The organism is Mesorhizobium sp. B2-9-1, assembly GCF_006439455.1.
In the GTDB taxonomy this organism is placed as follows: Bacteria; Pseudomonadota; Alphaproteobacteria; order Rhizobiales; family Rhizobiaceae; genus Mesorhizobium.
On the sequence record NZ_VFTP01000002.1, the window covers coordinates 324,991 to 350,726 of the forward strand.

The following is a 25,736-nucleotide window of genomic DNA, read 5'->3' on the forward strand; positions in this document are numbered from 1 at the left end:
AATCCGGGCGGCCAGCCGGCGTCGGTCTGGATTTCCGGCTGTGGCTGTGCTGCGATCCAGCCTTACGCGGAGAACGCCATGCCCTCGTCGATCAGAACCTTGAAGCTGCCGTCGGGCGAAACCGTCCCGGTGCTGGGCCAAGGCACCTGGAAGATGGGTGAGGATCGATGGCGCCATGCCGATGATGTCGCGGCGCTGAAGCTTGGGCTGGACCTCGGCATGAAGCTGATCGACACGGCGGAAATGTATGCCGATGGCGGCGCCGAGGAGGTGGTGGCGCAAGCCATCGCCGGGCGCCGCGACGAGACCTTCCTGGTCTCCAAGGTGCTGCCCTCCAACGCCTCGCGCGCCGGCGTGAAGCGCGCCTGCGAGAGCAGCCTGAAGCGCCTCGCTACCGACCGCATCGATCTCTATCTGCTGCATTGGCCCGGCAGCGTGCCGCTGTCCGAAACCGTGGAGGCGTTCGAGGCGCTGAAGTCGCAAGGCAAGATCCGCCACTGGGGCGTCAGCAATTTCGACACCGACGAGATGGAGGACCTTGTCGGGCTGCCGTCCGGCGCCAACGTCCAGACCAATCAGGTGCTCTACAACCTGTCGCGGCGCGGCCCGGAATTCGACCTTGCGCCGTGGTGCGTGAAGCGCGGCATCCCGCTGATGGCTTATTCGCCGGTCGAGCAGGGCGCGCTGGCTCGCAATGCCCGGCTCGAGGCGGTCGCTGCCCGCCACGACGCAACGGCCGCGCAGATCGCGCTTGCCTGGATAATGATGCAGGACGGCGTCATCGCCATCCCGAAGGCCGGCCGCCAGGAGCATGTCCGCCAGAACGCCGCCGCGCTCGATATCCAATTGACTGCGGAGGATTTCGCCGAGCTCGATCGCGCATTCCCGCCGCCGACGCGCAAGCGCGGCCTGGAAATGATCTAGTGGCACTGCACAGGGATGTTGATCGGCCGGCTCTGTTTTATGGCAGGCGGCATGCGCTGGAGATTGGCCGAAACGCCCATCGCGATCGTCATTCCAGGGCGGAGCAGCCGCGAAGCGGCGTCGCGGAGACCCTGGAATCCATTCCGTGACCTGGGCCGTGGGATGCGGCGAAGCAGAATTCTGCACCCTTGCTACGCCTCGATGTCACGGATTCTATGGTCTGCGCCGCGTCGCTTCGCTCCTTGCTCCGCCATAGAATGACGAGGTGGCGGCGGCTTCAACCAATCCCCGGCGTTTGCGCTGATTTCACAGAAATGAACGGAAAATCTTGCACCAAGACAGACCTCAACCCTTCAAATCCCTGTGTCGAGGGAACTAACCAAAAACCTCGCGACGGAATGCGCGGTTGAAAGAGAGCAAGCGTGGAACGAATTTCAGCCGGACCTCATTACACGGCCTATAAAATCGGCGACTTGACCGTTACCTCGCTGCGCGACGGTTACGTCGATATGCCGGTCCGTCGACTGCGCCAGCCGGGAGACAAGCCTTTCGGCGACGATCTGCCGCCGCAGGTGCCGCTCTTCGACGGCGCGCTCCGATTGTCGGTCAATGCCTTTGCCATCGACGACGGCGAAGACATCACGCTGATCGATACCGGATCCTCGAATGCATGGCACCCGACGATGGGCTTTCTGCCGCAGGCGCTGAGCGAAGCGAAGATCGCCGTCGATCGGATACGAACGGTCGCCTTCACCCACACCCATCTCGACCATAGCCAAGGGCTCGTCCGTCCGGATGGCGGGGACGGTTTCCCGCAGCTCTCCCGCTTGCTTGTCCCTCGAGCCGAGCTCGACATGTTCCGGTCGGAAGCGAGGTTGAGCCGCTTCCATGACCGAGCGCAGCCCCTGGACCCGGGACAGCACTTGAGCGCGAACATCGAGGCGGTCGCCGCCCCGGGTCATGAAATCGGCCATACCTGCTTTCGTGCCACGAGCCGCGGCGAAACATTGCTGGCCTGGGGCGACCTTGTGCACGTGCCGTCGCTTCAGTTCGATCGGCCGGACATCACATGGGAATTCGACGCCGACAAGGAGCAGGCACGGGCAACGCGGCTGCAGATATTGGCTCTTGCCGCCGACAACGCCTGGTGCGTTGCAGGGGCGCATCTCGACTCACCGGGCATCGGCCGGGTTTCCCGAACCGAGACGGGCTTCCGCTTCGAACCTTTGTAGGAACCCGAGTTAGGCCTTGACCGGCAGCCCAAGCCGCATGCGCAGCCGGCGCAGCGTACGGGAGAATACCCCGGCATCGTCAGCGGCACGGGCAAGGGTGAGCGCGCCCTGGATTGCGGCAACGGTTTCCTCGGCCAGCTCGACTGCTTCGGTTTTCCCATGCCCAACTCGCGCCAGCGCATCGGCGAGGTGCGCGACCCAGCGGCCGAAATAGTCCCTGATTTGGCTGGCGAAGACGTCGCGGGATGCCTCCAGCGCGAAGGCGCCGACGAGACAGACCCGGCGCCCGGAGCGGAAGTAGCTGTCAGTCGCCGCGAGCATCTGCTCGATCCCGGCCGACGGATCGGCGCCGTCGCGCAGCGGCGCAAAGACATTATCCTCGAACCAGCCGTCGATATGGGCAATGACGGCCCTGGCCATCTCCTCCTTGCCGCCCGGAAAGAAGTGGTAGAGGCTCCCCTTGCCGAGCCCCGCCGCCTCGCCGATCAGGGCCAGGCTGGCGCCGTCATAGCCGTTCTCGCGGAAGACTTCCGCCACGATCGCCAGCAACTGGTCGCGGTCCGGAGCGATGCGTCGCATGCTTAGTGTTCTTGTTTGAGCATGATCTTTTCCAAAAACCGCTACGCACTTTTTGAGGTCATGTTCTAAAGCCCGAGTTCCGAAAGGCCGGGATGGTCGTCCGGCCGGCGGCCGAGCGGCCAGTGATATTTCCGCTCGCGCTCCGTGATCGGCAGGTCGTTGATGCTCGCCACGCGACGGCGCATCAGCCCGGCCTCGTCGAATTCCCAGTTCTCGTTGCCGTAGGAGCGGAACCAGTGGCCGCTATCGTCGCGCCATTCATAGGCGAAGCGCACCGCGATGCGGTTGTCGTTCCAGGTCCAGACCTCCTTGATCAGGCGATAATCCAGCTCGCGCGCCCATTTGCGCTTGAGGAAATCGACGATCTCGCCGCGACCCGAGATGAATTCGGCCCGGTTGCGCCAGCTGCTGTCCTCGGTATAGGCGAGCGAAACGCGTTCCGGGTCGCGGCTGTTCCAGGCATCCTCGGCGAGGCGCGCCTTTTGCGCCGCTGTCTCGGCCGTGAAGGGCGGCAATGGCGGACGGCTCATGAAATCTCCTGTCGGTTCCGATCGTCGATAACCGACATTGTACCGACCGGTACAATCAGTCAAGGCCACGCCTGGTTCTACTGCTTCGTTGCCAGACCCTTCAGCCGGTAGAGCGCCTCCAGCGCCTCGCGCGGCGTCATCTCATCGGGATTGATCGCGCCAAGCGCTTCGCCCAGCGCATCGCTTTTGGCGGGTTTCGGGGCTTCGCGTTTCACCGCCACCGAAAACAGCGGCAGGTCGTCGACGAGCCGATTGGTCTTGCCCGAGACTTCGCCTTCTTCGAGCTGGTGCAGCACTTCCTTGGCGCGGGCGACGACCGCTTCCGGCAGGCCGGCGAGCCGCGCCACCTGCACGCCGTAGGAGCGGTCGGCCGCGCCCTTGCCGACCTCGTGCAGGAAGACGACGTCGCCTTCCCATTCCTTGACGCGCATGGTGACATTGTGAAGCCGGGGGAGCTTGCCGGCCAGCGCCGTCATCTCGTGGAAATGCGTGGCAAAGATCGCCCGGCAGCGGTTCTTCTCATGCAGATATTCGACGGCCGCCCAGGCGATCGACAGGCCATCGAAAGTTGCCGTGCCGCGGCCGATCTCGTCGAGGATGACCAGCGCCCGCTCGCCGGCCTGGTTGAGGATCGCCGCCGTCTCGACCATTTCGACCATGAAGGTCGAGCGGCCGCGCGCCAGGTCGTCCGAAGCGCCGACGCGCGAGAACAGCCGGTCGACGACGCCGATATGGGCGCTTTGCGCCGGCACGAAGGAGCCGGTCTGAGCGAGTATGGCGATCAGCGCGTTCTGCCTGAGGAACGTCGACTTACCGCCCATATTCGGGCCGGTGAGCAGCCAGATCGCGCCGGCCTTGGCGCCGCCCTGGGGCGACAGGTCGCAATCATTGGCCACGAACGGGCCTTCGCCGGAACGTCTGAGCGCCTGTTCGACCACCGGGTGACGCCCACCGGCAATTTCGAAGGCGAGGCTCGAATCCACCAGCGGCCGGCACCAGCCCTCGCTTTCGGAAAGCAATGCCAGAGCCGATGAAACATCCAGAGCCGCAAGCGCGTCGGCGCCGGCGCGGATCCGTTCGGCCTCTCCCACCACTTCCGCCGTCAGCCGTTCGAAGGCGGCAAGCTCGATGCCGAGCGCCCGGTCGGCGGCGTTGGCGATCTTCGATTCCAGCTCCGCCAGTTCGGTCGTGGTGAAGCGCATGGCGTTGGCCATGGTCTGGCGATGGATGAAGCGCGCCTTGGCGGTGTCGCTGCCGGTCATGATCGAATGGTGATTGGCCGTCACCTCGATGTAATAGCCGAGCACATTGTTGTGCCGGATCTTCAGCGAACGGATGCCGGTTTCCTCGATCAGCGAGCGCTCAAGTCCGGCGATCACTTTGCGCGATTCGTCGCGCAATGCCCGCATCTCGTCGAGCTCGGCATTGTAGCCAGACCGCACGAAGCCGCCGTCGCGCTTGATCAGCGGCAGCTCGTCGTCGAGCGCCTCGCTGAGGTGGCGGGCAAGCGCCTCCGGCAAGGCGTGGATCGCGGCCAGTGCCGCGGCGAGTTCGGCGGGCAGGACGGCCGCTGCGAACAATTCGGCGATCGCGCCGGCCGCCTCGAAGCCGGCGCGCAGCGCGCCCAGATCGCGCGGTCCGCCGCGGTTGAGCGCCAGCCTGGACAGCGCGCGCGGCATGTCGGCGACGCTTTTGAGACTCGCGCGCAGGCCCTGGCAAAGCCGCGTCTCGGAGCGGAAGAACGACACCGAATCCAGTCGGGCCGCAATCGCCGCCGGGTCGGTCAGCGGCGCCATCAGACGGTCGGCGAGCAATCGCGCGCCGCCGCCGGTCACGGTGCGGTCGATCGCCTTGAACAGCGAGCCGTCGCGATTGCCGGACAGCGTGCGCAAAAGTTCCAGATTGGCGCGGGTCGCCGGATCGATGAAGAGCGTCGAGCCCTGCTCCTCGCGCTCGGGGCGCGACAGCGGCGGCCGCTCCGCTTTCTGCGTTTTTTCGACATAGGCGATGGCGCCCGAGATCGCCGACAGCTCGGCGCGCGAAAACGTGCCGAAACTGTCCGGCGTCGCGACGTCGAAGAAGCGGGCGATGCGTCCGGTGGCTGAGGCCGAATCGAACAGCGACGGCGGCTGCGGATTGGCGACGCGGCCCAGCACGTCGAACACGGGCCTGAGCTCCGGATCATGGAAAACCGGCTCGGCGACGATCAGCTCGCGCGGGTCGACGCGGAAGATGTCGGCAAGCAGCCGCTCGGCGCTCGTCTCGGCGACGCGGAAGGCGCCGGTCGAAATGTCGATCCAGGCCAGCGCAAAGCCGGCCTGGCTGGTCGCGCCCCCCTTCACGCGGCCGAGCGCCATCAGGAAGCTCGATTCCGAGGGCGCGAGCAGCTTGTCCTCGGTGATGGTGCCCGGCGTGACCAGCCGCACCACGTCGCGCCGCACCACCGATTTGGAGCCGCGTTTCTTGGCTTCGGCCGGGTCCTCGATCTGCTCGCAGACGGCGACGCGAAAACCTTGCGCGATCAGCTTCTGCAGATAGTCGTCCGCCGCATGCACCGGCACGCCGCACATCGGGATGTCATTGCCCTGGTGCTTGCCGCGCTTGGTCAAGACGATGCCCAGCGCCTGGCTCGCCTTCTCTGCATCGTCGAAGAACAGCTCGTAGAAATCGCCCATACGGTAGAACAGCAGCGAATCCGGGTTCGCCGCTTTGATCTCGATGAATTGCTCCATCATCGGCGTGACGCCGCCCGTGACAAAAGCTGCCGGTGCCGCCGTGGCGTTGTGTTCTTCCGGGGTACGCATATTCATCCCGGCACGCTAGCAGATGTGGGCGGGCGGTTTAATGCCGGCGGCTGCAAAAACGGGGGACGAGCGGGCCGTTGCCGCCACCAGCAGGACGGGCGCGCAGGGCGTGTTGCCTCATGCCGCCGGCCGACATATGGATCGTTCGGGTGTCATGAGAAGACAGCGGGCGATGAAGAAGGACGGACACGAGACGTTCGAGGAGATGGTCGGCCCTGTCGGCTCGCCGCTCGGGCGGGTGCGGCTTCTTGCCACCAACCGCGCCAACCGTACCAAAACCAAAATCAGGGCGTGGGTGCGGACACGGTTTCCCTTCATCCTGCCGACGCGCGGGCCGCTCTCCGGCCTCGATGGCGGCATCGACATACCCGTCCATATCTTCAGTCGCGATCCGTTGATCCTCTACATACCTGTCGGCGGCCGGCGCCCGCTCTACGCACTCGCTGCTCTCTGCCGGCGGATGGTGCCACGGCGCGCTACCTTCCTTCTGATGCCGAACTGGACGCTGGAGAGGCCCAGCGTCGTCGAGCAGATACGCAAGGATCTCGCGTGGTTCGCCGCGGTCTGCCCCAACCATGACCTGATCTTTCTCTGCAACACAGAGGAAGAGCGCCGTCTGATTGCAGGCGTTGGCGGCACAGCGATCTTCTCCAACCACAATCTGATGATCTCGGAAGACGTCTTCCAGCCGCTGCCGGACGTGCCGGTCGAGTACGATGCCGTCTACAATGGCCGCATCTCGCACACCAAGCGGCACCACCTCGCCTTCGAGATCGAAAGACTGGTCCATGTGACGTCCTCGATCGGCGAATTGCCGCCGGCCGGCGACCGCGCCTTCATCCACCGGCTGCAGGCGCAATCGCCGCTTCACAGCATCGCCAATCCGCTCGTTGACGGCCTGCCCGGGCGGATGCCGCCTTACGAGGTCAACCGCGTCTACAACCGGGCCGCGGTCGGGCTCTGCCTGTCGGCGGTGGAAGGGGCGATGTATTCCAGCATGGAGTATCTGCTGGCCGGTCTGCCGATCGTCTCGACGCCGAGCATCGGCGGCCGCGATGTCTATTTCGATCCGGACTATTGCCTTATCGCCGAGCCGGAGCCGGCCGCAATCCGCCGTGCGGTCGAGCGACTTCGCGACCGCGCTATCCCGCGCGAGGAGATTCGCGGCCGCACGCTGGAACGGGTGCGGGCGGAACGGCTGGAACTGATGGCCTATCTCTCGGCGCTTAAGCAGCGCATGGGAAGCTACGATCCGCCTTTCTCCGAATGGCCGTTCGCCGGCACCTCCGGGCTGACGCGGTGGGCCCCGGTAGGCGAGCACCTGCGCGAGATTGCCGCGATCTCATCGGGCAAGATCTGACTGCTTGTCTCTGCCAACGGAAGAACAAAATCGCTGGATCGCTTGGCGGTTTACAGCGGCGGCGTGTACCCTTAAGCGGGTAATTCAAAACAATGCGCCTCAAGAGCGCGAAATGGTGGGAGAAACGTCAGCGACATGGCCAGGAAAACGGAAAGCAGCGGCCCCTCCGTCAGCCCCGAGGAGGCGCTGGAGTTCCACGCCATGGGACGGCCCGGCAAGCTGGAGATCGTCGCCACCAAGCCGATGGCGACGCAACGCGATCTGAGCCTCGCCTATTCGCCGGGCGTCGCCGTTCCCGTGCGCGCCATCGCCGAGGATCCGAGCCGCGCCTTCGACTATACGACGCGCGGCAACATGGTCGCCGTCATCTCCAACGGCACCGCCATCCTCGGTCTCGGCAATCTCGGCGCGCTGGCCTCGAAGCCGGTGATGGAAGGCAAGGCGGTGCTGTTCAAGCGCTTCGCCGATGTCGATTCGATCGACCTCGAAGTGGCGACCGAGGACGCCGAAGAGTTCATCAATTGCGTGCGCTTCCTCGGGCCGTCCTTCGGCGGCATCAACCTGGAGGATATCAAGGCGCCGGAGTGCTTCATCATCGAGCAGCGGCTGCGCGAGCTGATGGACATCCCGGTCTTCCATGACGATCAGCATGGCACGGCCATCATCTCGGCCGCCGGGCTGATCAACGCGTTGGAGATCACCGGCCGCGACATGAAGACCACGAAGATGGTCTGCAACGGCGCTGGCGCCGCCGGCATCGCCTGCATCGAATTGATGAAGGCGATGGGTTTTTCGCCGGAAAACATCATCCTGTGCGACACCAAGGGCGTGGTCTTCCAGGGCCGTACCGAAGGCATGAACCAGTGGAAGTCGGCGCATGCGGTCAAGACCGAGGCGCGCAGCCTGGCCGAAGCGCTGGACGGCGCAGACGTCTTCCTCGGCCTGTCCGCCAAGGGCGCGCTCACCACCGCCATGGTGCAGTCGATGGCCAAGAACCCGATCATCTTCGCCATGGCCAATCCCGATCCGGAGATCACGCCGGAGGAAGTGGCCGAGATCCGCACCGACGCCATCATGGCCACCGGCCGCTCCGACTACCCCAACCAGGTCAACAATGTTCTGGGCTTCCCCTATATCTTCCGCGGCGCGCTGGATGTGCGCGCCACCACCATCAATGACGAGATGAAGATCGCGGCCGCCAGGGCGCTTGCCGAGCTGGCGCGTCAGGACGTGCCGGACGACGTCGCCGCCGCCTATCAGGGCAACCGGCCGAAATTCGGCCCCAACTACATCATCCCGGTGCCGTTCGATCCGCGCCTGATCTCGGCGATCCCGCTGGCGGTGGCCAAGGCGGCAATGGAATCCGGTGTCGCCCGCAAGCCGATCCTCGACCTCGACCGCTATGCGCAGGAACTGTCCGCCCGCCGCGACCCGATCGCCTCGACCTTGCAGCGCATCTACGACCGCGTGCGCCGCCAGCCCAAGCGCATCGTCTTCGCTGAGGGCGAGGAGGAGCAGGTGATGCGCGCCGCCGTCTCCTATGTGAACCAGAGGCTCGGCACGGCGATCCTGCTCGGCCGCGACGACGTCATCAAGGACAATGCCCGAAATGCCGGCATCGACTTGAACAAGCCGGGCCTCGAGATCATCAACGCCAGGCTGTCGCGCCGCAACGGCATCTACACCGACTATCTCTACGAGCGCATGCAGCGGAAGGGTTTCCTGTTCCGCGACTGCCAGCGGCTGATCAACAACGACCGCAACCATTTCGCCGCCTGCATGGTGGCGCTGGGCGACGCCGACGGCATCGTCACGGGTGTGACGCGCAACTATTCCACCGCGCTCGACGACGTGCGCCGCATCATCGACGCCAAGCCGGGCCACCGGGTCATCGGCGTCTCGATCGTGCTCGCTCGGGGCAGGACGGTGCTGGTCGCCGACACCGCCGTGCACGACATGCCGAACGCCGAGCAGATCGCCGACATCGCCGAGGAGGCGGCCGGCTTCGCCCGCCGCATGGGTTACGAGCCGAGACTTGCCATGCTCGCCTACTCGACCTTCGGCCATCCGCAGGGCGAGCGTTCCGAGCGCGTGCAGGAGGCGGTGCGCATCCTCGACAAGCGCCGCGTCGATTTCGAGTATGACGGCGAGATGGCGGCCGACGTGGCGCTGAACCCGCGCGCCATGGCGCAGTATCCTTTCATTCGCCTGACCGGCCCGGCCAATGTGCTGGTGATGCCCGCCTTCCACTCGGCCTCGATCTCGACCAAGATGCTGCAGGAACTTGGCGGCTCGACCGTCATCGGCCCGCTGCTGGTCGGCCTCAACAAGCCGGTCCAGATCGTCTCGCTCAACGCCAAGGACTCAGATATCGTCAACATGGCGGCGATCGCGGCCTATACGGCGGGGAATTGACGCGCCGCTGGGCGCACCGGTTTTCGCCGAACCGAAAAGGCAGAAGGCCCGCGGCGATGCCGCAGGCCTTCTTTTTGCTTTTTAGGATCGATCAGAAATTGCGCTGGAAACGGACGATGCCGCCGACGCTGTTCTTCTTGTCGGCCTTGGTCCAGTCGACGACATTGGTGTCACCGAGCCCATCGTCAAACCTGCCGAAATGGTCCCAATCAACTTCGCCTGTGATCGTGAAGCCCGGAACGATGGTGTAGGCGATGTTCGCAGCCACGGCGTAGTTCTTGTCGTCGTCAGCCGAAGCCTGGAGGTTGAACGAAGTCTTGGCGTCGAACTTGTAGGTGCCGCCACCCCAGACAGCCCAATTGCCGCCCCACGGCTTGTAGAAGCCCCGGCCATGGGTGTTGATGGTGTTACCCGTGTCGCGGAAGTTATCATCGGTACCGTAGCCGCCCATGATGAACAACGTCAGTTCCTTGGTGACATTGACGTCCAGGCGAACCTTGCCGGCCACTTCCTCATAGGCGCTGTCGTAGGCGACGACGCCGGTGACCGCGCCCCAGTCGCCTTTGTACTTCACGCCGCCGACGACATGCGGAACATAGCTGTCGATCGTGCCGGAAATAATGCCCGTACCCGTGCCGGTGACAAGACCTGTAACGTCAGAACCTTCTTCAAGCGAGATGACGCCCGAGAAGCCGTTGCCAGCGTCGAAGTAGTAGCTGACGAGGTCGGTGTCCTTGATGCCGTACGGGATGATCGTGTCCTGGATGACGTTACCGGCGTAGCCGATGAACGAGTCGTAAACCGATTCGTCCTTACCGACGCGCAGGCCGCCGAGCTGGATCCATGCGAAGTTCAGCGACACGTTCGACGGACCGCCATTCGGGAAGTTGAAGCGCGTCTCGGTATAGGTCTTCAAGGTGCCGAGCTCGGTCTCCTGACCGGTCCAGGTCTTCAGCGCAAAACGGGCGTTCTTCTTCCAAGTGCTCTGCAGGTCGCCGTCCTGAACGTCTCTGGTCTTGCGGCCGTCGAGGGAGCCGATGTCGCCGAAGCCGGCGTCATAGCGGATGTAGCCGCCGACGCGCAGGCAGGTCTCGGTGCCGGGGATGTAGAAGTAGCCGGCGCCGTAGACGTCGCAGATCTTCACGTATTCGGCCGGTTCCGGCTCGGCAACGGTCACCGCGTCGGCGGCGCGGGCGCCCGAAACTGCGATCAGAGCCGCAGCGGAGCCGAGTAGAAGGCTCTTGATGTTCATTTTCTTGAATCTCCAGTCAAAGGTTCAAGACAGGCCTGACGTGCCGTTCGGCTTTGCCACCCCCGTCCCCATCGTTGAAAAAGCACGCGCACCGGCGCCGCTTCTTCGCCTTGGACATGGCCTAATCGTTGGCCTCACACAACAGGGATTGTGTCGGAAAGGCGGCCTTTTGAACGCTTGTGGAAGTCTTGTTGCGCAAATATCACGTCACATAAATGCAAAGATGGGACATTCTGAACAATAAGTACAATCGGAACACAGGATAACCTGTGTAATGTGCCAAATGTGCCAATTATTACAGTTTTATGACGGATAATTTGCCGGCTAAATTTCTGAGAATCCGGGTAAACATAGAAAAAATTGACTCCGCGAAACGGGAGTCAGGATAGAGTGCGGGCGGCGCGGATGACGTCCTCGACCGTGTCTTGCCGTAACATCTCGATGGGGATGCGGCCGTCGAGCTCGGGCGAGGGTCGGGTTAGCCAGAACCAGGCAAGCCTCGGATTGGCGATCGCCGAAAGCACGCCGCTGATCCCCGGAACCGGCCTGCCGTCGACGAACTGGGCCAATGGGAAGACATGCTTGCGGCCGCCCTTGCGCAGCGCGACGACCTCGCCGCGCCTTTGCCAGCGATGCAGCGTGGACCGCGGGATACGGAGCTTGTCCTCGAGATAGGTGGAGCCGGCGACTTCGCCGGCCCAATCCTCGATCAGCATCGACTGGAGATCCGCGGCGCGCTCGGCGATCTGCGGTGCAATCGGCCTTCCTGCTTCCGGTTTCGGCGGGGTCTCGAAGCTGCGGTCGGGGAGGGTCGAATCCCCCCTCGCTATCTTTTCCGCAATTGCGCGCAGAAAATCGGAGGCAAGGCCGGTCCAATCGCCCTTGAAGGAATCGATTGCAAGGCGCTGCGCAGATGGCAGGAAGGGAAGGGCAGCGGCCACATGGCCGGCAATCTTGCCGGCTGAAGTCAGCGCCTCGGTGTCAAGCAGGACGCCCTGCCGCATCAGCGCCTGCTGCACCGCCTCGGCGACCAGGCCTGCCAATGCCTCTTGTGAAATCCCGTCGGACGAGTTCTGGAATCTGGTCATGAATCTGTCTTGTGGCCCGCGCTCCTCCCAGGCGCCGGCGGATGCTGAAATTCTTATTGCGGAAAGCAAAAGCTGCGGCGGCAACGAACGCCGCGGCCCGGCAGGTTGCTGGCATGCATCTTCACACCCCTAGTTAAGCGTGCCGCAATGTCAGTCGCAGTACGCCTCAGTTTGCGTGTAGGAGCGCTTTGTGACAGGGGCGCGACAGAGAAGCCAGTTTCGACCCTGTTGGCGGTGACGCAACGGTACTTATTGGGCAGCTCTAAAGAAGCCCCGCTTGCTCGGCCTCGCGACGTAGGTTCTGGCGCGGGCGCGGGCCGATCTGCTGGATCACCAGCCCAGCCGACAGCGAGCCGAGATCGCCGCAGTCCTTGAGGCTGCGGCCGGTCGTGTAGCCGTAAAGGAAGCCGGCAGCGTAGAGATCGCCGGCGCCGGTCGTGTCGACCAGCTCCTTGATCTTCGTCGCCTGGATGACGACGGTCTCGTCGCCGCGCACGATGACCGAGCCTTTTTCAGAACGGGTGACGGCGGCTATTCTGCAATCCTTGCGGATGGCGGCGAGCGCTTCCTCGAAGGAGGCGGTCTGATAGAGCGACTTGATCTCGTGGCTGTTGGCAAAGACGATGTCGACGGTGCCCGAACGCATCAGGTCGAGAAACTCGTCGCGGTAGCGGTCGACGCAGAAGGAATCCGATAGTGTCATCGACACTTCGCGGCCCGCCGCATGCGCCAGCTTGGCCGTCTGCCGAATGGCCTCCTTGGCGCGCGGCGGATCCCACAGATAGCCTTCGAAATAAGTCACCTTGGCGCCGGCGGCTTTGTCGGCCTCGACATCCTCGGGGCCAAGCTCGATGCAGGCGCCGAGATAGGTGTTCATCGAACGCTCGCCGTCGGGCGTGACGAAGATCATCGAGCGCGCCGTCGGCGGTTCGCCCTTGAGCGGTGCGGTATCGAAGGCCACGCCCTGGGCGTGGATGTCATGGGTGTAGATTTCGCCCAGCGCGTCGTTCGACACCTTGCCGAAGAAGGCGGCCCGTCCGCCGAGGCTGGCGACGCCGGCCGCGGTGTTGCCGGCGCTGCCGCCGGAAGCCTCGATCGCCGGCCCCATGCGGCTGTAAAGCAACTCGGCGCGCCTGGCGTCGATGAGGTTCATCGCGCCCTTGATGATGCCGTTGGTCTCGAGAAAAGCTTCGTCGCACTGCGCGATGATGTCGACAATGGCATTGCCGATGCAAAGCACGTCATATTCCGGCATCAAAATCTCCGCCAAGGACCTAGCCGGCTATCTGGCATGCCGGCCGGGCGCGGGTCTAGCGACTTGGCATTGCTTTGCCTACCCCGAAAATCGCCATTGTCTTGCGAAGCACCGGCTGCGGCAGCGTTCGTGTCGAACTGGCCCATATCGACCGCGGCCTTCGCCGCTATGGTTTCACGGCGATCGAAACATTTCCGCGCCGCCATGGGCTAGAAGCAATTCCAGGAAAAGTGCGTGGCGGGTCCGGAATTGCGTAACAACAAAGCGGATCGTTCCCGCAGCAGAAGGCGCAGAAATGTCCGAGAAGACCGAAATGTCCACCGAGCTGGCGCTGCTTGGCGTTTTGGCGGTGCTGTGGGGCGCCTCCTACACATTCATCAAGATCGGCGTCGAGACAATCCCGCCTGTGACCTTCATCGCCGGACGCACGCTGATTGCCGGCGCCATTCTGCTTGGCCTCATCCGCTGGCGCGGCCTTGCCATGCCGCGGGATATGGTCAATTGGCGCCGCTTCATGTTCCAGGCCTGCCTCAACAGCGTCATCCCTTTCACGCTGATTGCCGCCGCCGAGCGCTCGATCGACGCCGGTCTTGCGACGATCCTGAACGCGACGTCGCCGATCTTCACCTTCCTGCTGACGGCGCTGATCACCCGTCACGAGCCGGTGAACCTGCGCAAGCTCGTCGGCGTCGGCGCCGGCATCGCCGGCATTTGCCTCATCGTCGGCACCGAGGCCCTTGGCGGCATCGGCCGCCAGCTCTGGGCGCAGCTTGCCGTGGTCGCCGCCACCGTCTGCTACGCGGGCGCCGCCATCTTTGGCCGTAACTTCCGCGGGCTCGATCCGATGGTGCCGGCGGCCGGCTCGATGATCTGCGGCGCCGTGATCCTGATTCCCTTGAGCCTCGTCTTCGACCGGCCCTGGACGTTGACGCCGTCGCCGGCATCGATGCTGGCTCTTTTCGGGCTTTCGGTCTTCTCCACCGCGCTCGCATTCTCGATCTTCTTCCGCCTCATCCACACGCTGGGCTCGGTCGGCACCACCTCGCAGGCCTATCTGCGCGTGCCGATCGGCGTCGGCATCGGCGCCGTCTTCCTCGGCGAAAGCCTCGGGCCGACGGCCTGGCTCGGCATGGCCTTCGTCGTCGCCGGCGTCGCGGCGATGACCATTCCGGCGAGACAGGCCAGGCTTGCGCAATAGTTGCGCCTGGCATCCAGCCTGCTTATCTGCGAAGCGTCTTTCTCGATGAAGGGTTTGAAGACGCTGTGATCCTCGACGCCGCCCGCGCCGCCGCCAGCCGGTTGTTCTCTCCCGAATTCCGTTCCGTTTTTCTGAAGACGCTGGGGCTGACGCTGCTCGCTCTGCTGGCGCTGTGGGTCGGTTTGGAGAGCCTGCTCGAATGGCTGGCCTGGCCATGGCTGCAAACGCTGCTTCCGGGCCTGCCGTCCTGGGCCGGGTGGCTGGGCGGCATCATCGCCGGCATCGTTCTGGCTGTCGGCTTGGCCTTGCTCATCGCGCCGGTGACGGCGATCGTCGCCGGCCTGTTCCTCGACGATGTCGCCCAAGTGGTCGAACGTACCGACTACCCCGACGATCCGCCCGGCCGCGCCGTGCCGGCGCTGCATTCGCTTGCGCTGGCCGTCAAATTCTTCGGCGTGGTCGTCCTCGGCAACATCGTCGCGCTGCTGCTGTTGCTGGTGCCGGGCATCAACATTGCCGCCTTCTTCATCGTCAACGGCTATCTGCTGGGCCGCGAATTCTTCGAGTTCGCCGCCATGCGGTTTCGTCCCGAGCCCGAGGCCAAGGCGTTGCGCCGCAAATATGCCGGCACGGTGTTCCTGGCCGGACTGGTCATCGCCATGTTCCTTGCCGTGCCGCTGCTCAACCTTCTGACGCCGCTTTTTGCCGCCGCCATGATGGTGCATCTGCACAAGGCGGTTGCGGCGCGGGAGCCGGTTTAGCCTTATTCAGTCGCCCCACTACGGAACAACGCCTGCAGCTTACCGAACGGCATCGCCGCCCGGGCGAAGCCGAAGGTGCCGTCCTGCTGGATTTCGCGCGCCGCCGTCTCCAGCATGCCATAGGCGAAATTAGTCAGCCACGGTCCGAGCGAGATGCGCTTGGCTCCGGCCATAGCAAGGTCGGCGATGGTGAAGCCGGGTCGGGCCATCACATTGACCGGCCGGGTTAGCGACGAGCAGATCGTGCGCACCATTTCGACGTCGCCGATGCCCGGCGCATAAAGCACGTCGGCGCCGGCTTTCTCGAAGGCCTGCAGCCGCTTGATCGTGTCGTCGAGGTCGGTCTTGCCCCACAGGAAATTCTCGGCCCGCGCTGTGAAGACGAAATCGTGCTTGAGCGCCCGGGCTGCCTCGACAGCGGCAGCGACGCGCTCGGTCGCCAGCGAGAAATCGTAGATCGGATTACCGGGGTCGCCGGTGTGGTCCTCGATCGAGCAGCCGGCAAGACCGGCGGCTTCGGCCGCGAAGATGGTTTCGGCCGCCTGTTCTGGGCTGTCGCCCTTGCCGCGCTCCAGATCGGCCGAAACCGGCAGCTCTGTCGCCGCAGTCACCTCTCGGCAATGATGGATCATGGCGTCGAAGGTCACGGCGCCATCCGGCAGGCCGCGCGAGAAGGCGAAGCCGGCGCTGGTCGTCGCCAGCGCCTTGAAGCCGAAGGAAGAAAGAAGCTTTGTCGTGCCTATGTCCCAGGGATTGGGCATGACGAAGGTTGAGGCGTGCAGATCGCGAAATATCTTGCCCTTGTCCATGGCAGGTCCTCAATCATGAGTGGAGTGGTGCGGGGAATTTATCGCGGCCGCTTGAACCGGGCAAACGAATGCTTCCGGCTCAGAAACGTTTGACGTTTTCTGCTGACAATTTCTCGAAGGCGTAGGAACTCCTTGCGTAATGCGATCTGGCTTTATTCCAGCGATAGGTGACGGAAATGTCGTACGAGGCGGCCTTGGGCACCGGCTCCTCAACGGCATAGAGTGGAAAATCATGGGGCCTCTCGGATGCGCTCACGCTAGCACGGCGCGTTGCGGTGCGCAGCCGGGTGCGATCAGCGGATCGGCACGAGCCCAGCAAGTTCGCGCATGTCGTCGAACAATATGCCGCCGGCCGCCGCCAGGCCGTCGCGATCGGAGAGCGGATCGGCGTAATAGGAGAACACCCGTATGCCTGCGGCTATGCCGGCTTGGGTGCCGGCGACGCTGTCCTCGATCACGATGCAGTCGGCCGGCGCGAAGCCCATCGTCGTTGCCGCATGCAGAAAGAGATCCGGGAACGGCTTGCCTCGGCTGACCATGGTGGATGAGAACATCGCATGCTCGAACAGCGGCAACAGCCCGGTCTGGCCCAGCGTGATGTGCATCTTCGCGACCCGCGCCGAGGAAGCGACGCAATAGGCGATGCCCGCGGCCCGCACCTTATCGATGAAGTCGCGCACATAGGGGATTGCTTCGACCCCGTGCGAAAAAAGGTCCGGCAGGCCGGCATTCCAGCGCTCGACGAAGTCGGCGCCGAGCCGCACCTCGGTTGTCTCTTCGATCTCCTTCTGCACCGAGGCCATGCTGCGGCCGGAGAAGTTCTTGCGACAATATTCGAATGTGGTCGTAAACCCGGCGATGGTCAGCCATTCGGCGAGGCGCCTGTTGGCAAGGTTCTCGGTGTCGACCAAGACACCGTCGCAGTCGAAGATAACCAGCTTAGGGATTGCCATTCAAGCGGTGCCGGTCGACCCGAAGCCGCCTGCGCCGCGCGCCGTGCCGCCGGCCAGCCCTCTTTCCTCGACCGCAACCTGGGTCACGGCCGCGAAAACGATCTGGGCAATGCGCATGCCGCGCGTCACCGAGAAATCCTCGTCGCCGAGATTGACCAGCAGCACCTTCACCTCGCCGCGATAGTCGCTGTCGACGGTGCCGGGCGTGTTGAGGACGGTGAGCCCATGCTTGAAGGCAAGGCCCGAACGTGGCCGCACCTGGCCCTCCATGCCTTCGGGGATTTCCAGGACGAGCCCGGTTGGCACCAGGGCACGCTTTCCCGGCAGGATGAGCAGCGGCCGGTCTTCCGGCACCGCGGCGCGCAAATCCATGCCAGCGGCGCCCGCGCTTTCATAGGCCGGCAGCGGCAGGCCATCGCCATGCGGAAGCCTGACGAAACCGACGGTGGGGCCGATGACGGAGGAAGAATGGACAGCCGTGCGCATGAAATCGATCCTATCGGCGCGTGCGGCGATTCGGTCAACTCGCCCGCCATACTATCAACGGCTTTCTTTCTGGCGTGACTATGACCTCGCCGTCTACTTTGGCGATTGGCGAAAACACTCATCGCTTCGTCATCCACGGGCGGAGCAAGGAGCGAAGGGACGCGGAGAACCCGAGGATCCATTCCGTGACTTCAACGTGTTGCAACCGTGCAGAATTCTTCCCCGCTGCGCTCTAGGGTCGAGGTAACGGAATGGATCCTCGGGTCTCCGCGTCCGCTTCGCTCCCGCTCCGCCCGTGGATGACGAAGTCGCGGGGGCCTCGGTCAATCTAGCGCAGTTCCACTGGCACGACGGTCGTCTCCTTGATCTCCTCCATGACGAAGGAGGCCGAGACGTCCGACAGCGCCACCTTGGCGATCAGCCGCTGGTAGAGCCGGTCATAGGCCTTCACGTCAGCGACGCGGGCCCTCAGCACATAGTCGAGGTCGCCCGACATGCGGTAGACGCCGGTGATCTCGGCAAAGCCGGTGACCGCTGCGCGGAATTTCCGCAACCAGTCCGGGTCATGGTTGGAGGTGCGGACCAGGATAAAGACGGACAGCCCAAGCCCGAGCTTGTCGGCGTCGACCAGCGCGACGCGACCGGTGATGACGCCATCTTCCTCCAGGCGCTTGACACGCCGCCAACAGGCATTGCGCGAAAGCGCCACCCGCTCCGACAGTTGATCGACCGACAGCGTGCCGTCGCGTTGCAGCTCGGCCAGCAATCTTCGATCGATTTCATCAATTTCCACAGACATGTTGGGATGAATGTCCCATGAATAGGACGAAAGCAAGGACAATTTGGGACCGGTGAACCAAACCCATGTGGCAGGATACTCAGCATCGGGGCTCATCCCGGCAGGAGGGATCACCATGACGACACGGCTTGCGGCGCTCTTCACCTCTCACCCGGAGAAGGTCGGCGAGACCTATTTCGGCCATATGGCCTTCGCCGCCTGGTTCTGTTCGCGCCTGTCGATGGCCGCGGGCGCCGCGCTCGTTCACGCTTTCTTGCCATTTCTGTTCGAAACTACGGCGAGCCGAATCGTTCGCGAGCTCTATGAGCGCACGCACAACAGAGGTTCGCATGCGGTGAAGGAGCCCAAGGCTCTCCTGGACCGCGCCTGACAGATGGTGGAAAGCGATGTGCCGGTGGGCGGCCTATCTTGGTGAAGCGGTCTTCCTCGAAGACATCATCACCGCGCCCTGCCATTCGCTGATCGCCCAGAGCCACTGCGCCCAGGAAGCCAAGTCGCCGACAAATGGCGACGGTTTTGGCCTCGCCTGGTATGGCGACCGGCCTGAGCCCGGCCTCTATCGCGATATCCTGCCGGCCTGGTCCGACCCCAATCTGAAGAGCCTCTGCCGGCAGATCAAGTCGGGCCTGTTCCTCGCCCATGTGCGCGCTTCGACCGGCGGCGCCACCAGCCGCATGAACTGCCATCCCTTCGTCTCCGGCCGCTGGTCGTTCATGCATAACGGCCAGATCGGCGGTTTCGAAAAGATCCGCCGCGCGCTGGAGAACTCGCTCTCCGACGCGGTCTTCGACCAGCGCGAGGGCACCACCGATTCCGAGCTCTTTTTCCTCTTGATGATCGACCAGGGACTGGCGACCGACCCGCAGGGCGCGGTCTCGCGGGCAACCGGTCGCGTCATCGAAGCCTCCCGCCGGGCCGGCATCGAACCTGCGTTGAAACTGACCGCGGCCTTCTCCGATGGCGAGGCGCTCTATGCCGTGCGCTACGCCACCGACGGCCATGCGCCGACGCTCTATACCGGCGCCTTCGCGAAGCGCGCCGGCCATTGCATCGTCTCGGAACCCTTCGACCGCGACGGCGGCGAGTGGCAGGCGATACCTCCGGCGAGCTTCGTCACCATGACGAGGGAAGGCACCGGCATCCGTCCGTTCGCGCCGGCGGCGGCCCCGCTGGCGCTGGCGGGCTGAACCGCAATTTCGATCAAGCCTCGCCATCCTCTTTCCGCCGGCCGCCGGGTTACTGATCGAACCGCGACAGGGCGTAGGGCTCGATCAATGCATGGCGCTCACCGTTGAGGATTTCGCCGGCCGCAAACAGGCCGACGGCCGGCGCCAGCGTGATGCCGGAATGGGTGACGGCGACATAAAGGCCGCCGACGCCTTCCGCGCGGCTGACGATCGGGAAACCGTCGACCGGCGTTGGACGGTAGCCGATCGTGTGGAAGTCGATTTCCAGCCCGTTGGCGTCGCGCAGCATCGCTTTCGTCGCGGCGAACAGCGCGTGTGCGGCGGCCTCCGGATTCTCACCCGGATCGCCGCCACCGAAATCTGAGCCGGCGATGATACGGCCGTCGGCGGTTTGGCGCATATGCAGTCTGTCAGCCAGCACCAGCCCGTTGAGCAGCTTTGGGTGCGGTCGCGAATGCACGATCAGGCCGGGCGGGGTCTCGATCGGCAGCTTGATGCCTGCCGTCGCGGCGATCGCCGGTGCGCCGGCGCCCGACGCTATCACCACCTCGTCGGCGGCGATGATCTCGCCCGAAGCGACCACGCCCGTGACCTTGCCGTTGACCAGCGCCAGCCTGTCGACGGTTCCCGTGACGAGCCGTGCCCCGCGCCGTTCGGCATCCGCCAGCAGCGCCTTCGTGGTCGCCACAGGCTCGGCCACGCCTTCCTGCGCGACATAAAGTGCAAATTCGGGAAGCTCCGCCAAATTGGGTTCGATGCGCGCCGCCTGTTCGCGCCCGACCCGCTCGATGCCATAGCCCCATGACGAGTGTTCGGCCGCATAGGCCTCGAGCCTGTCCGGCGGCAGGTCGAAGCACAGGCCGCCGCACCAGGCGACCGGCAGGCCGGGCACGTCCTTCGCCAGCCTTTTCCATTCGGCTATGGCGCGGATACGCAGCCGGAAATAGGTTTCCGGATTGCCCCAGCTGGCATTGATCCAGGCGAAGGAATTGGACGTGGCGACACCGCCGGCGCGGCTTTCCGAAACCACCGCCACCCGCGCGCCGGCTTTCGTCAGATGCCAGGCGATCGAAGCGCCGATGATGCCGGCGCCGATGACGATGACTTCTTTCGTCACGCTGCTCTCCATCGCGGTTCTCTGTGATGTCCTTCAACTGCCATTTGCGCAGGCATTTGCCAATGCAAACTTGAGTGCTTGACTTCAATACGTACGTACGTATTATATCGTCATGGCTAGACAATCACTCCGCGAAAACCTTCTCGAAGCCGGCTTCCAGACCATCTGGAATGCGGGCTACACCGCAGCCGGCGTGCGCGACATCGTCGCGGCGGCCGGCGCCAGGCCGGGTTCCTTCACCAACCATTTCGCCTCGAAGGAAGACTTCGCCGGCGAGGTGCTGGAACGCTACTTCGCCTATGTCAGCGGTTTGGTGGAAAAAGCGCTGGCGCGGGACGGTACGCCGCCCATCGGCAGGCTGCGCCGCTATCTCGACGTCATCACCTCGAAGCTCGAGGCGCATGACTGGGCGCGCGGCTGCATGATCGGCAATCTCAGCCTGGAAACGGCTGTTCACAGCGAACCGCTGCGGCTCAGGCTGGTCGACATTTTCGAGCGCTGGCGCCGGCCGTTCGCGGCCTGCATCGCGGAGGGTCAGGCGGCGGGCGAAATATCCAAGACATTCGATGCCGAGGACCTTGCCGATTTCCTGCTGTCCTCCTGGCAGGGCGCCATGCTGCGCATGAAGGTCGAGCGCAGCCCGGAACCGCTCGAGCGGTTCAAGAACATCATCTTCAGCACTGTATTTGGGAAGGAGAAAGCGTGATGAACACAACGACCGACGGACAGCAGGCCACCTTGTGGCGTTCACAGGTGGCGGTGCTGGATTCTACCATGTCCTATCTGGAGGCCGGATCGGCTGGCCCGACCGTGCTGTTCCTGCACGGCAACCCGACGTCTTCCTACATATGGCGCAACATCATCCCGCATGTCGCGCCGTTCGGCCGCTGCATCGCGCCCGATCTGATCGGCTATGGCCAATCGGGCAAGCCGGATATCGACTATCGCTTCTTCGATCAGGTTCGTTATCTCGACGCCTTTATCGACGCACTCGATCTCCAGGACTTGGTGATCGTCGCTCAGGACTGGGGCACCGCGCTGGCGTTCCATTTCGCGGCGCGACGGCCGCGGCGGGTTCTGGGCCTGGCTTTCATGGAATTCATCCGGCCCTTCGAGCGCTGGGAGGATTTCCACCAGCGCCCGCAGGCGCGCGAGCTCTTCAAGGCGTTGCGCACGCCGGGCGCCGGCGGGAAGCTGGTATTGGAGGACAATGTCTTCGTCGAAAAAATCCTGCCCGCCTCGGTCCTGCGGCCGATGAGCGAGGAGGAAATGGCCGCTTACCGCGCGCCGTTCCCGACGCCGCTGTCGCGCAAGCCGGCGCTGCGCTTGCCGAGGGAGCTGCCGATCGAAGGCCTGCCGGCCGATGTCGCCGCAATCAGCGCGCACGACCATCGGGCGCTGCGGCTCTCCTCCTATCCGAAACTGCTGTTCGCCGGCGATCCAGGCGCTCTGATTTCAGCGCAGGCGGCAAAGGAATTCGCGGCGCGGCTGAAGAACTGTCGCTTCATCGATCTGGGGCCGGGCGCCCATTATCTGCAGGAAGACCATCCCGACACGATCGGCAAGGCCATTGCCGGATGGCTGCCGCAGATCGCCCGGGCCGAAAGCGCGGCCGAACCGGCCTGACGCGGAGCGGCGGGCGCCCGCCGCATGTCGACAGGCCGGCGCCACGCTGGTAGAAGCGCCGCCTGTCACACGGAACGCCTTAAAAGAAATGCCCGAAACAATACCCGAAGAGGTTGCGCGCCGCCGCACCTTCGCGATCATCGCGCACCCCGACGCCGGCAAGACCACGCTCACCGAAAAGCTGCTGCTGTTCGGCGGCGCCATCCAGCTCGCCGGCGAGGTCAAGGCCAAGAAGGACCGCATCCAGACGCGGTCCGACTGGATGAAGATCGAGCGCGAGCGCGGCATCTCGGTCGTCACCTCGGTGATGACCTTCGAATATGACGACAATGTCTTCAACCTGCTCGACACGCCCGGCCACGAGGATTTCGCCGACGACACTTATCGCACGCTGTCGGCGGTGGATTCGGCGGTCATGGTCATCGACGCCGCCAAGGGCATCGAGCCGCGCACGCTGAAATTGTTCGAGGTCTGCCGGCTGCGCGACATTCCGATCATCACCTTCGTCAACAAGATGGACCGCGAGAGCCGCGATCCATTCGAGATCCTCGACGAGATCGAGCAGAAGCTGGCGCTGGACACCGCGCCCGTCACCTGGCCGATCGGCCGCGGCAGGACCTTTTCCGGCACCTACCATCTGGCGCTGAACGCGGTGCGCAAGGGCGACGCGGAAAAGGAGCGCACGCCGGTCAACGGGCCCGATTCCAACCGCGTCGCCGGCCTTTTGCCCGAAAACGAACGCGAGGCCTTCATCGAGGAACTGGAACTCGCGCGGGAGGCTTGTCGTCCGCTCGACGTGGAGGCCTTTCGCGAAGGCCACCTGACGCCGGTCTATTTCGGCTCGGCGTTGCGCAATTACGGCGTGCGCGACCTGATCGAGGCGCTCGGCGCCTACGGCCCGCCGCCGCGCGCCCAGGAAGCCGACGAGCGAACGGTCGAGGCAACGGAGGCGAAGATGACCTCCTTCGTCTTCAAGATCCAGGCCAACATGGATCCGAACCACCGCGACCGCATCGCCTTCGTGCGTGTCTGCTCGGGCAAGCTTGAGCGCGGCATGAAGGCCAAGCTGGTACGCACCGGCAAGCCGATGAGCCTGTCGGCGCCGCAGTTCTTCTTCGCCCGCACCCGCGTCACCGCCGACGAGGCCTTCGCCGGCGACGTCGTCGGCATCCCCAACCACGGCACGCTGCGCATCGGCGACACGCTGACCGAAGGCGAGGAGATACTGTTCCGCGGCGTGCCGAATTTCGCGCCCGAAATCCTGCGCCGCGTGCGTCTCGGCGACGCCATGAAGGCTAAGAAGCTGAAGGAAGCGCTGCACCAGATGGCCGAGGAAGGCGTCGTTCAGCTGTTCTCGCCCGAGGACGGCTCGCCGGCCATCGTCGGCGTCGTCGGCGCGCTGCAGCTCGACGTTCTGAAGGAACGGCTGAACATCGAATACACGCTGCCGGTTGATTTCGAGATGTCGCGTTTCTCGATCTGCCGCTGGATCTCGGCCGACGACAAGGCGGAAGTCCAGCGTTTCATCGAGGCGCATCGCGGCGACATCGCCCGCGACCTCGACAATGATCCGGTCTTCCTCGCCCAGCACGCTTTCTCGCTGAACTACGAAGCCGAGCGCTGGAAAGCGATCCGCTTCGCCGCGGTCAAGGATTACCAGGTCCGCGACAAGGCGGCGTAGCGCTGTTTTCCCTTCCCCCCTTGTGGGGGAAGGTGGCCTCGCGAAGCGAGGTCGGATGAGGGTTGTTCCAGGGAACGCAGACGCCTCACTCCGCTGGAACACCCCTCATCCGTCTCGGCGCTTGCGCGCCGATCCACCTTCTCCCACAAGGGGAGAAGGAAAAAGTGATCACCCCTTCGCCGCTTCCTCAAGCCTGTCGATTTCGATCTTGCCCATCTGCATCATCGCGTCCATGACGCGGCCAGCCTTGGCCCGGTCTGGATCCTGAAGCAGCCGCGGCAACTGCTTCGGCACCACCTGCCAGGAAACACCGAACTTGTCCTTCAGCCAGCCGCAAGGGCCGGGCTGGCCGCCGCCTTCGGTCAGCCTGGTCCAGAAATGATCGACCTCAGCTTGCGTCTTGCAGTCGATCGACAGCGAGATCGCTTCGGTGAAGTTGTACTGCGGCCCGCCGTTCAGCGCCTGGAAAACTACCCCGTCGAGCTCGAACGAGGCGACCAGCACCTGGCCTTGCTGAGGATGCCCCTCGGGCCAGCGCGTCACACTCAGCACCTTCGAATTCTCGAAGATGGAGATGTAGTGGTTCATCGCCTGTTCGGCCTGGGTGTCGAACCACAGGAAGGTGGTGATCTTCTGCATCGTCTTTTCCTTTGCGCTTTTCATATGAAAGGTCAGGCGGCGCCCTTGGCGGCGGTGTCGTGAAGGGAACCGAGATAGGCATCGAGCTGTGCGTAACTGCCGGCCATGCCTGACGTCATGCCGGTGCCGAGCGCGCCGTCGCGCGCGGCTTGCGACACGTAGAGGATCGTTTGCGTCAGCAGCGTCTTGCCCTCGGCCTCGGTGAAGGCCACGGTTCCAAGCGTCTCACCGCCGGTCCAGTCCTCGTCGAAAAGCTCACTGGCCACGATCAGGCTCGGCCGGATGATCTCGCGATAGGTGGCGCTCATGCCCATCGGCTGGCCGTCGCGATGCCGCCACACATAGCGCGCCGACCCGCCCACCCCTGAGGTCGACCTCGCAAGTCTCCAGCCGCCAGCCATCCGGGCCATGCAGCCAGCCCTTGAGCAGTTCCGGGACGGTCCAGCAATCGAACACCATCGGACGCGGCGCGTCGAAGACGCGGGTTATGCGGACCTCGCGATCGCTGGGGGTTGTAACGGTCAGCGTCGCGACGGTGGAGCGTGGCAATCTCGTGGTGCTCATGGAATGTCCTCTCTGTGTTCGCTTGTCCCAAGGACGTCCGGCCGCGCGCTGGTCCGACACGACTGCTATTTTTCTGATTGGGCCGTGCCATAGGTCGGGTACGTGCGGCTTCGGCTATTGTTCCGCCTCGCCGGGGCTCTTGCTGGCCTGCAGCGCACCCAGCAACGCATCGAGCCGCTGGAAATTACCTTCCCAAATCTTGCGATAACGCTCCAACCACTCCGTGGCTTCGGCCAGTGGCTTCACTTCGAGCCGGCATGGCCTGCGCTGGGCGTCACGGCTGCGCGAGATCAGGCCTGCGCTCTCAAGCACTTTGAGATGCTTCGAGATCGACGGCTGGCTCATGGCGAAGGGCTCGGCAAGCTCCATCACCGAGGCCTCTCCATCGATGAGCCGGGCCAGAATGGCGCGCCGCGTCGGGTCGGAAAGTGCTGCAAACGTAGCGTCGAGTTGATTCACGTTGGATAGCCAATCAGT

Annotated in this window: 26 protein-coding genes; 11 read left to right on the forward strand and 15 right to left on the reverse strand. The window is 64.2% G+C overall.

From position 1 onward, the window contains the following. The first annotated feature begins 78 nt into the window (after positions 1-78). Entirely contained in the window at positions 79-924 is an 846-nt protein-coding gene (locus tag FJW05_RS05760; RefSeq protein WP_140629039.1) for an aldo/keto reductase, read from the forward strand. Between the two features lie 473 nt (positions 925-1,397). After that, positions 1,398-2,156 carry an MBL fold metallo-hydrolase gene (locus FJW05_RS05765; RefSeq protein WP_246673228.1) on the forward strand — a complete coding sequence of 253 codons (759 nt, stop codon included), beginning with the start codon at positions 1,398-1,400 and terminating at the stop codon, positions 2,154-2,156. A 9-nt stretch (positions 2,157-2,165) separates the two neighbouring features. On the opposite strand, the gene FJW05_RS05770 is transcribed toward FJW05_RS05765, so the two are convergent. From FJW05_RS05770 to mutS, 3 genes are all read right to left on the reverse strand, one after another. After that, a complete protein-coding gene (locus FJW05_RS05770; RefSeq protein WP_140629045.1) occupies positions 2,166-2,735 on the reverse strand; it encodes a TetR/AcrR family transcriptional regulator in 570 nt (189 codons plus the stop codon). 65 nt (positions 2,736-2,800) lie between these two features. Further along, positions 2,801-3,265, reverse strand: coding sequence for a nuclear transport factor 2 family protein (locus tag FJW05_RS05775; protein WP_140545414.1), 465 nt, complete (start codon positions 3,263-3,265; stop codon positions 2,801-2,803). Positions 3,266-3,342: 77 nt separating this feature from the next. Beyond that, positions 3,343-6,075, reverse strand: coding sequence for a DNA mismatch repair protein MutS (gene mutS / locus FJW05_RS05780; RefSeq protein ID WP_140629048.1), 2,733 nt, complete (start codon positions 6,073-6,075; stop codon positions 3,343-3,345). A gap of 148 nt (positions 6,076-6,223) precedes the next feature. On the opposite strand from mutS, the gene FJW05_RS05785 reads away from it, so the two are divergent. Both FJW05_RS05785 and FJW05_RS05790 read left to right on the forward strand, forming a co-directional pair. Further along, positions 6,224-7,429, forward strand: a complete 1,206-nt coding sequence (locus FJW05_RS05785) for a glycosyltransferase (protein ID WP_246673229.1) — start codon at positions 6,224-6,226, stop codon at positions 7,427-7,429. Between the two features lie 135 nt (positions 7,430-7,564). Beyond that, positions 7,565-9,844 carry an NADP-dependent malic enzyme gene (locus tag FJW05_RS05790; protein ID WP_140629054.1) on the forward strand — a complete coding sequence of 760 codons (2,280 nt, stop codon included), beginning with the start codon at positions 7,565-7,567 and terminating at the stop codon, positions 9,842-9,844. 91 nt (positions 9,845-9,935) lie between these two features. Here FJW05_RS05790 and FJW05_RS05795 read toward each other — a convergent pair whose 3' ends face one another. The 3 genes from FJW05_RS05795 to FJW05_RS05805 all read right to left on the reverse strand — a co-directional run bounded on the left by FJW05_RS05795 (position 9,936) and on the right by FJW05_RS05805 (position 13,439). Further along, complete coding sequence (locus tag FJW05_RS05795; protein ID WP_140629057.1) at positions 9,936-11,096, reverse strand: porin; 1,161 nt, start codon at positions 11,094-11,096, stop codon at positions 9,936-9,938. Positions 11,097-11,476: 380 nt separating this feature from the next. Then, positions 11,477-12,184, reverse strand: coding sequence for an antitoxin Xre/MbcA/ParS toxin-binding domain-containing protein (locus FJW05_RS05800; protein WP_140629061.1), 708 nt, complete (start codon positions 12,182-12,184; stop codon positions 11,477-11,479). Positions 12,185-12,446: 262 nt separating this feature from the next. Then, the gene (locus FJW05_RS05805; protein ID WP_140629064.1) at positions 12,447-13,439 is read right to left on the reverse strand and encodes an adenosine kinase; all 993 of its coding nucleotides are present in this window, start codon (positions 13,437-13,439) and stop codon (positions 12,447-12,449) included. 295 nt (positions 13,440-13,734) lie between these two features. Between FJW05_RS05805 and FJW05_RS05810 the strand changes: the two genes are divergently transcribed. Further along, positions 13,735-14,637, forward strand: a complete 903-nt coding sequence (locus tag FJW05_RS05810) for an EamA family transporter (protein ID WP_140629067.1) — start codon at positions 13,735-13,737, stop codon at positions 14,635-14,637. Between the two features lie 65 nt (positions 14,638-14,702). Next, entirely contained in the window at positions 14,703-15,398 is a 696-nt protein-coding gene (locus FJW05_RS05815) for a sulfate transporter family protein (RefSeq protein WP_140629070.1), read from the forward strand. A 2-nt stretch (positions 15,399-15,400) separates the two neighbouring features. On the opposite strand, the gene FJW05_RS05820 is transcribed toward FJW05_RS05815, so the two are convergent. The 4 genes from FJW05_RS05820 to FJW05_RS05835 all read right to left on the reverse strand — a co-directional run bounded on the left by FJW05_RS05820 (position 15,401) and on the right by FJW05_RS05835 (position 18,445). Then, on the reverse strand, positions 15,401-16,207 hold the full coding sequence (locus FJW05_RS05820; RefSeq protein WP_140629089.1) for an oxaloacetate decarboxylase: 807 nt from the start codon (positions 16,205-16,207) through the stop codon (positions 15,401-15,403). Between the two features lie 293 nt (positions 16,208-16,500). Further along, positions 16,501-17,160, reverse strand: a complete 660-nt coding sequence (locus tag FJW05_RS05825) for an HAD family phosphatase (RefSeq protein ID WP_140629092.1) — start codon at positions 17,158-17,160, stop codon at positions 16,501-16,503. Next, a complete protein-coding gene (gene dut / locus FJW05_RS05830) occupies positions 17,161-17,646 on the reverse strand; it encodes a dUTP diphosphatase (protein ID WP_140629095.1) in 486 nt (161 codons plus the stop codon). 328 nt (positions 17,647-17,974) lie between these two features. Then, on the reverse strand, positions 17,975-18,445 hold the full coding sequence (locus tag FJW05_RS05835; protein ID WP_140629098.1) for an Lrp/AsnC family transcriptional regulator: 471 nt from the start codon (positions 18,443-18,445) through the stop codon (positions 17,975-17,977). 115 nt (positions 18,446-18,560) lie between these two features. On the opposite strand from FJW05_RS05835, the gene FJW05_RS05840 reads away from it, so the two are divergent. Both FJW05_RS05840 and FJW05_RS05845 read left to right on the forward strand, forming a co-directional pair. Continuing rightward, a complete protein-coding gene (locus FJW05_RS05840; RefSeq protein ID WP_140629101.1) occupies positions 18,561-18,815 on the forward strand; it encodes a DUF6356 family protein in 255 nt (84 codons plus the stop codon). Positions 18,816-18,831: 16 nt separating this feature from the next. Beyond that, entirely contained in the window at positions 18,832-19,632 is an 801-nt protein-coding gene (locus FJW05_RS05845; protein ID WP_140629104.1) for a class II glutamine amidotransferase, read from the forward strand. A gap of 49 nt (positions 19,633-19,681) precedes the next feature. On the opposite strand, the gene FJW05_RS05850 is transcribed toward FJW05_RS05845, so the two are convergent. Then, the gene (locus tag FJW05_RS05850; protein WP_140629106.1) at positions 19,682-20,761 is read right to left on the reverse strand and encodes an FAD-binding oxidoreductase; all 1,080 of its coding nucleotides are present in this window, start codon (positions 20,759-20,761) and stop codon (positions 19,682-19,684) included. Between the two features lie 100 nt (positions 20,762-20,861). On the opposite strand from FJW05_RS05850, the gene FJW05_RS05855 reads away from it, so the two are divergent. The 3 genes from FJW05_RS05855 (at position 20,862) to FJW05_RS05865 (ending at position 24,056) form a co-directional block, all read left to right on the forward strand. Then, the gene (locus FJW05_RS05855; protein WP_140629109.1) at positions 20,862-21,455 is read left to right on the forward strand and encodes a TetR/AcrR family transcriptional regulator; all 594 of its coding nucleotides are present in this window, start codon (positions 20,862-20,864) and stop codon (positions 21,453-21,455) included. Beyond that, on the forward strand, positions 21,455-22,375 hold the full coding sequence (locus FJW05_RS05860; RefSeq protein ID WP_140629112.1) for a haloalkane dehalogenase: 921 nt from the start codon (positions 21,455-21,457) through the stop codon (positions 22,373-22,375). The genes FJW05_RS05855 and FJW05_RS05860 overlap by 1 nt, the downstream gene beginning before the upstream one ends. An 88-nt stretch (positions 22,376-22,463) precedes the next feature. Further along, complete coding sequence (locus FJW05_RS05865) at positions 22,464-24,056, forward strand: peptide chain release factor 3 (protein WP_140629115.1); 1,593 nt, start codon at positions 22,464-22,466, stop codon at positions 24,054-24,056. Positions 24,057-24,224: 168 nt separating this feature from the next. Here FJW05_RS05865 and FJW05_RS05870 read toward each other — a convergent pair whose 3' ends face one another. The 4 genes from FJW05_RS05870 to FJW05_RS05880 all read right to left on the reverse strand — a co-directional run bounded on the left by FJW05_RS05870 (position 24,225) and on the right by FJW05_RS05880 (position 25,718). Beyond that, entirely contained in the window at positions 24,225-24,695 is a 471-nt protein-coding gene (locus FJW05_RS05870) for a VOC family protein (protein ID WP_140629117.1), read from the reverse strand. Positions 24,696-24,727: 32 nt separating this feature from the next. Next, a complete protein-coding gene (locus FJW05_RS27640; protein WP_246673253.1) occupies positions 24,728-25,057 on the reverse strand; it encodes an SRPBCC domain-containing protein in 330 nt (109 codons plus the stop codon). Beyond that, positions 24,951-25,259 carry an SRPBCC domain-containing protein gene (locus FJW05_RS27960; protein ID WP_348639806.1) on the reverse strand — a complete coding sequence of 103 codons (309 nt, stop codon included), beginning with the start codon at positions 25,257-25,259 and terminating at the stop codon, positions 24,951-24,953. The genes FJW05_RS27640 and FJW05_RS27960 overlap by 107 nt, the downstream gene beginning before the upstream one ends. Positions 25,260-25,373: 114 nt before the next feature. Then, positions 25,374-25,718, reverse strand: coding sequence for a metalloregulator ArsR/SmtB family transcription factor (locus tag FJW05_RS05880; RefSeq protein ID WP_181164857.1), 345 nt, complete (start codon positions 25,716-25,718; stop codon positions 25,374-25,376). Positions 25,719-25,736: the final 18 nt, after the last annotated feature.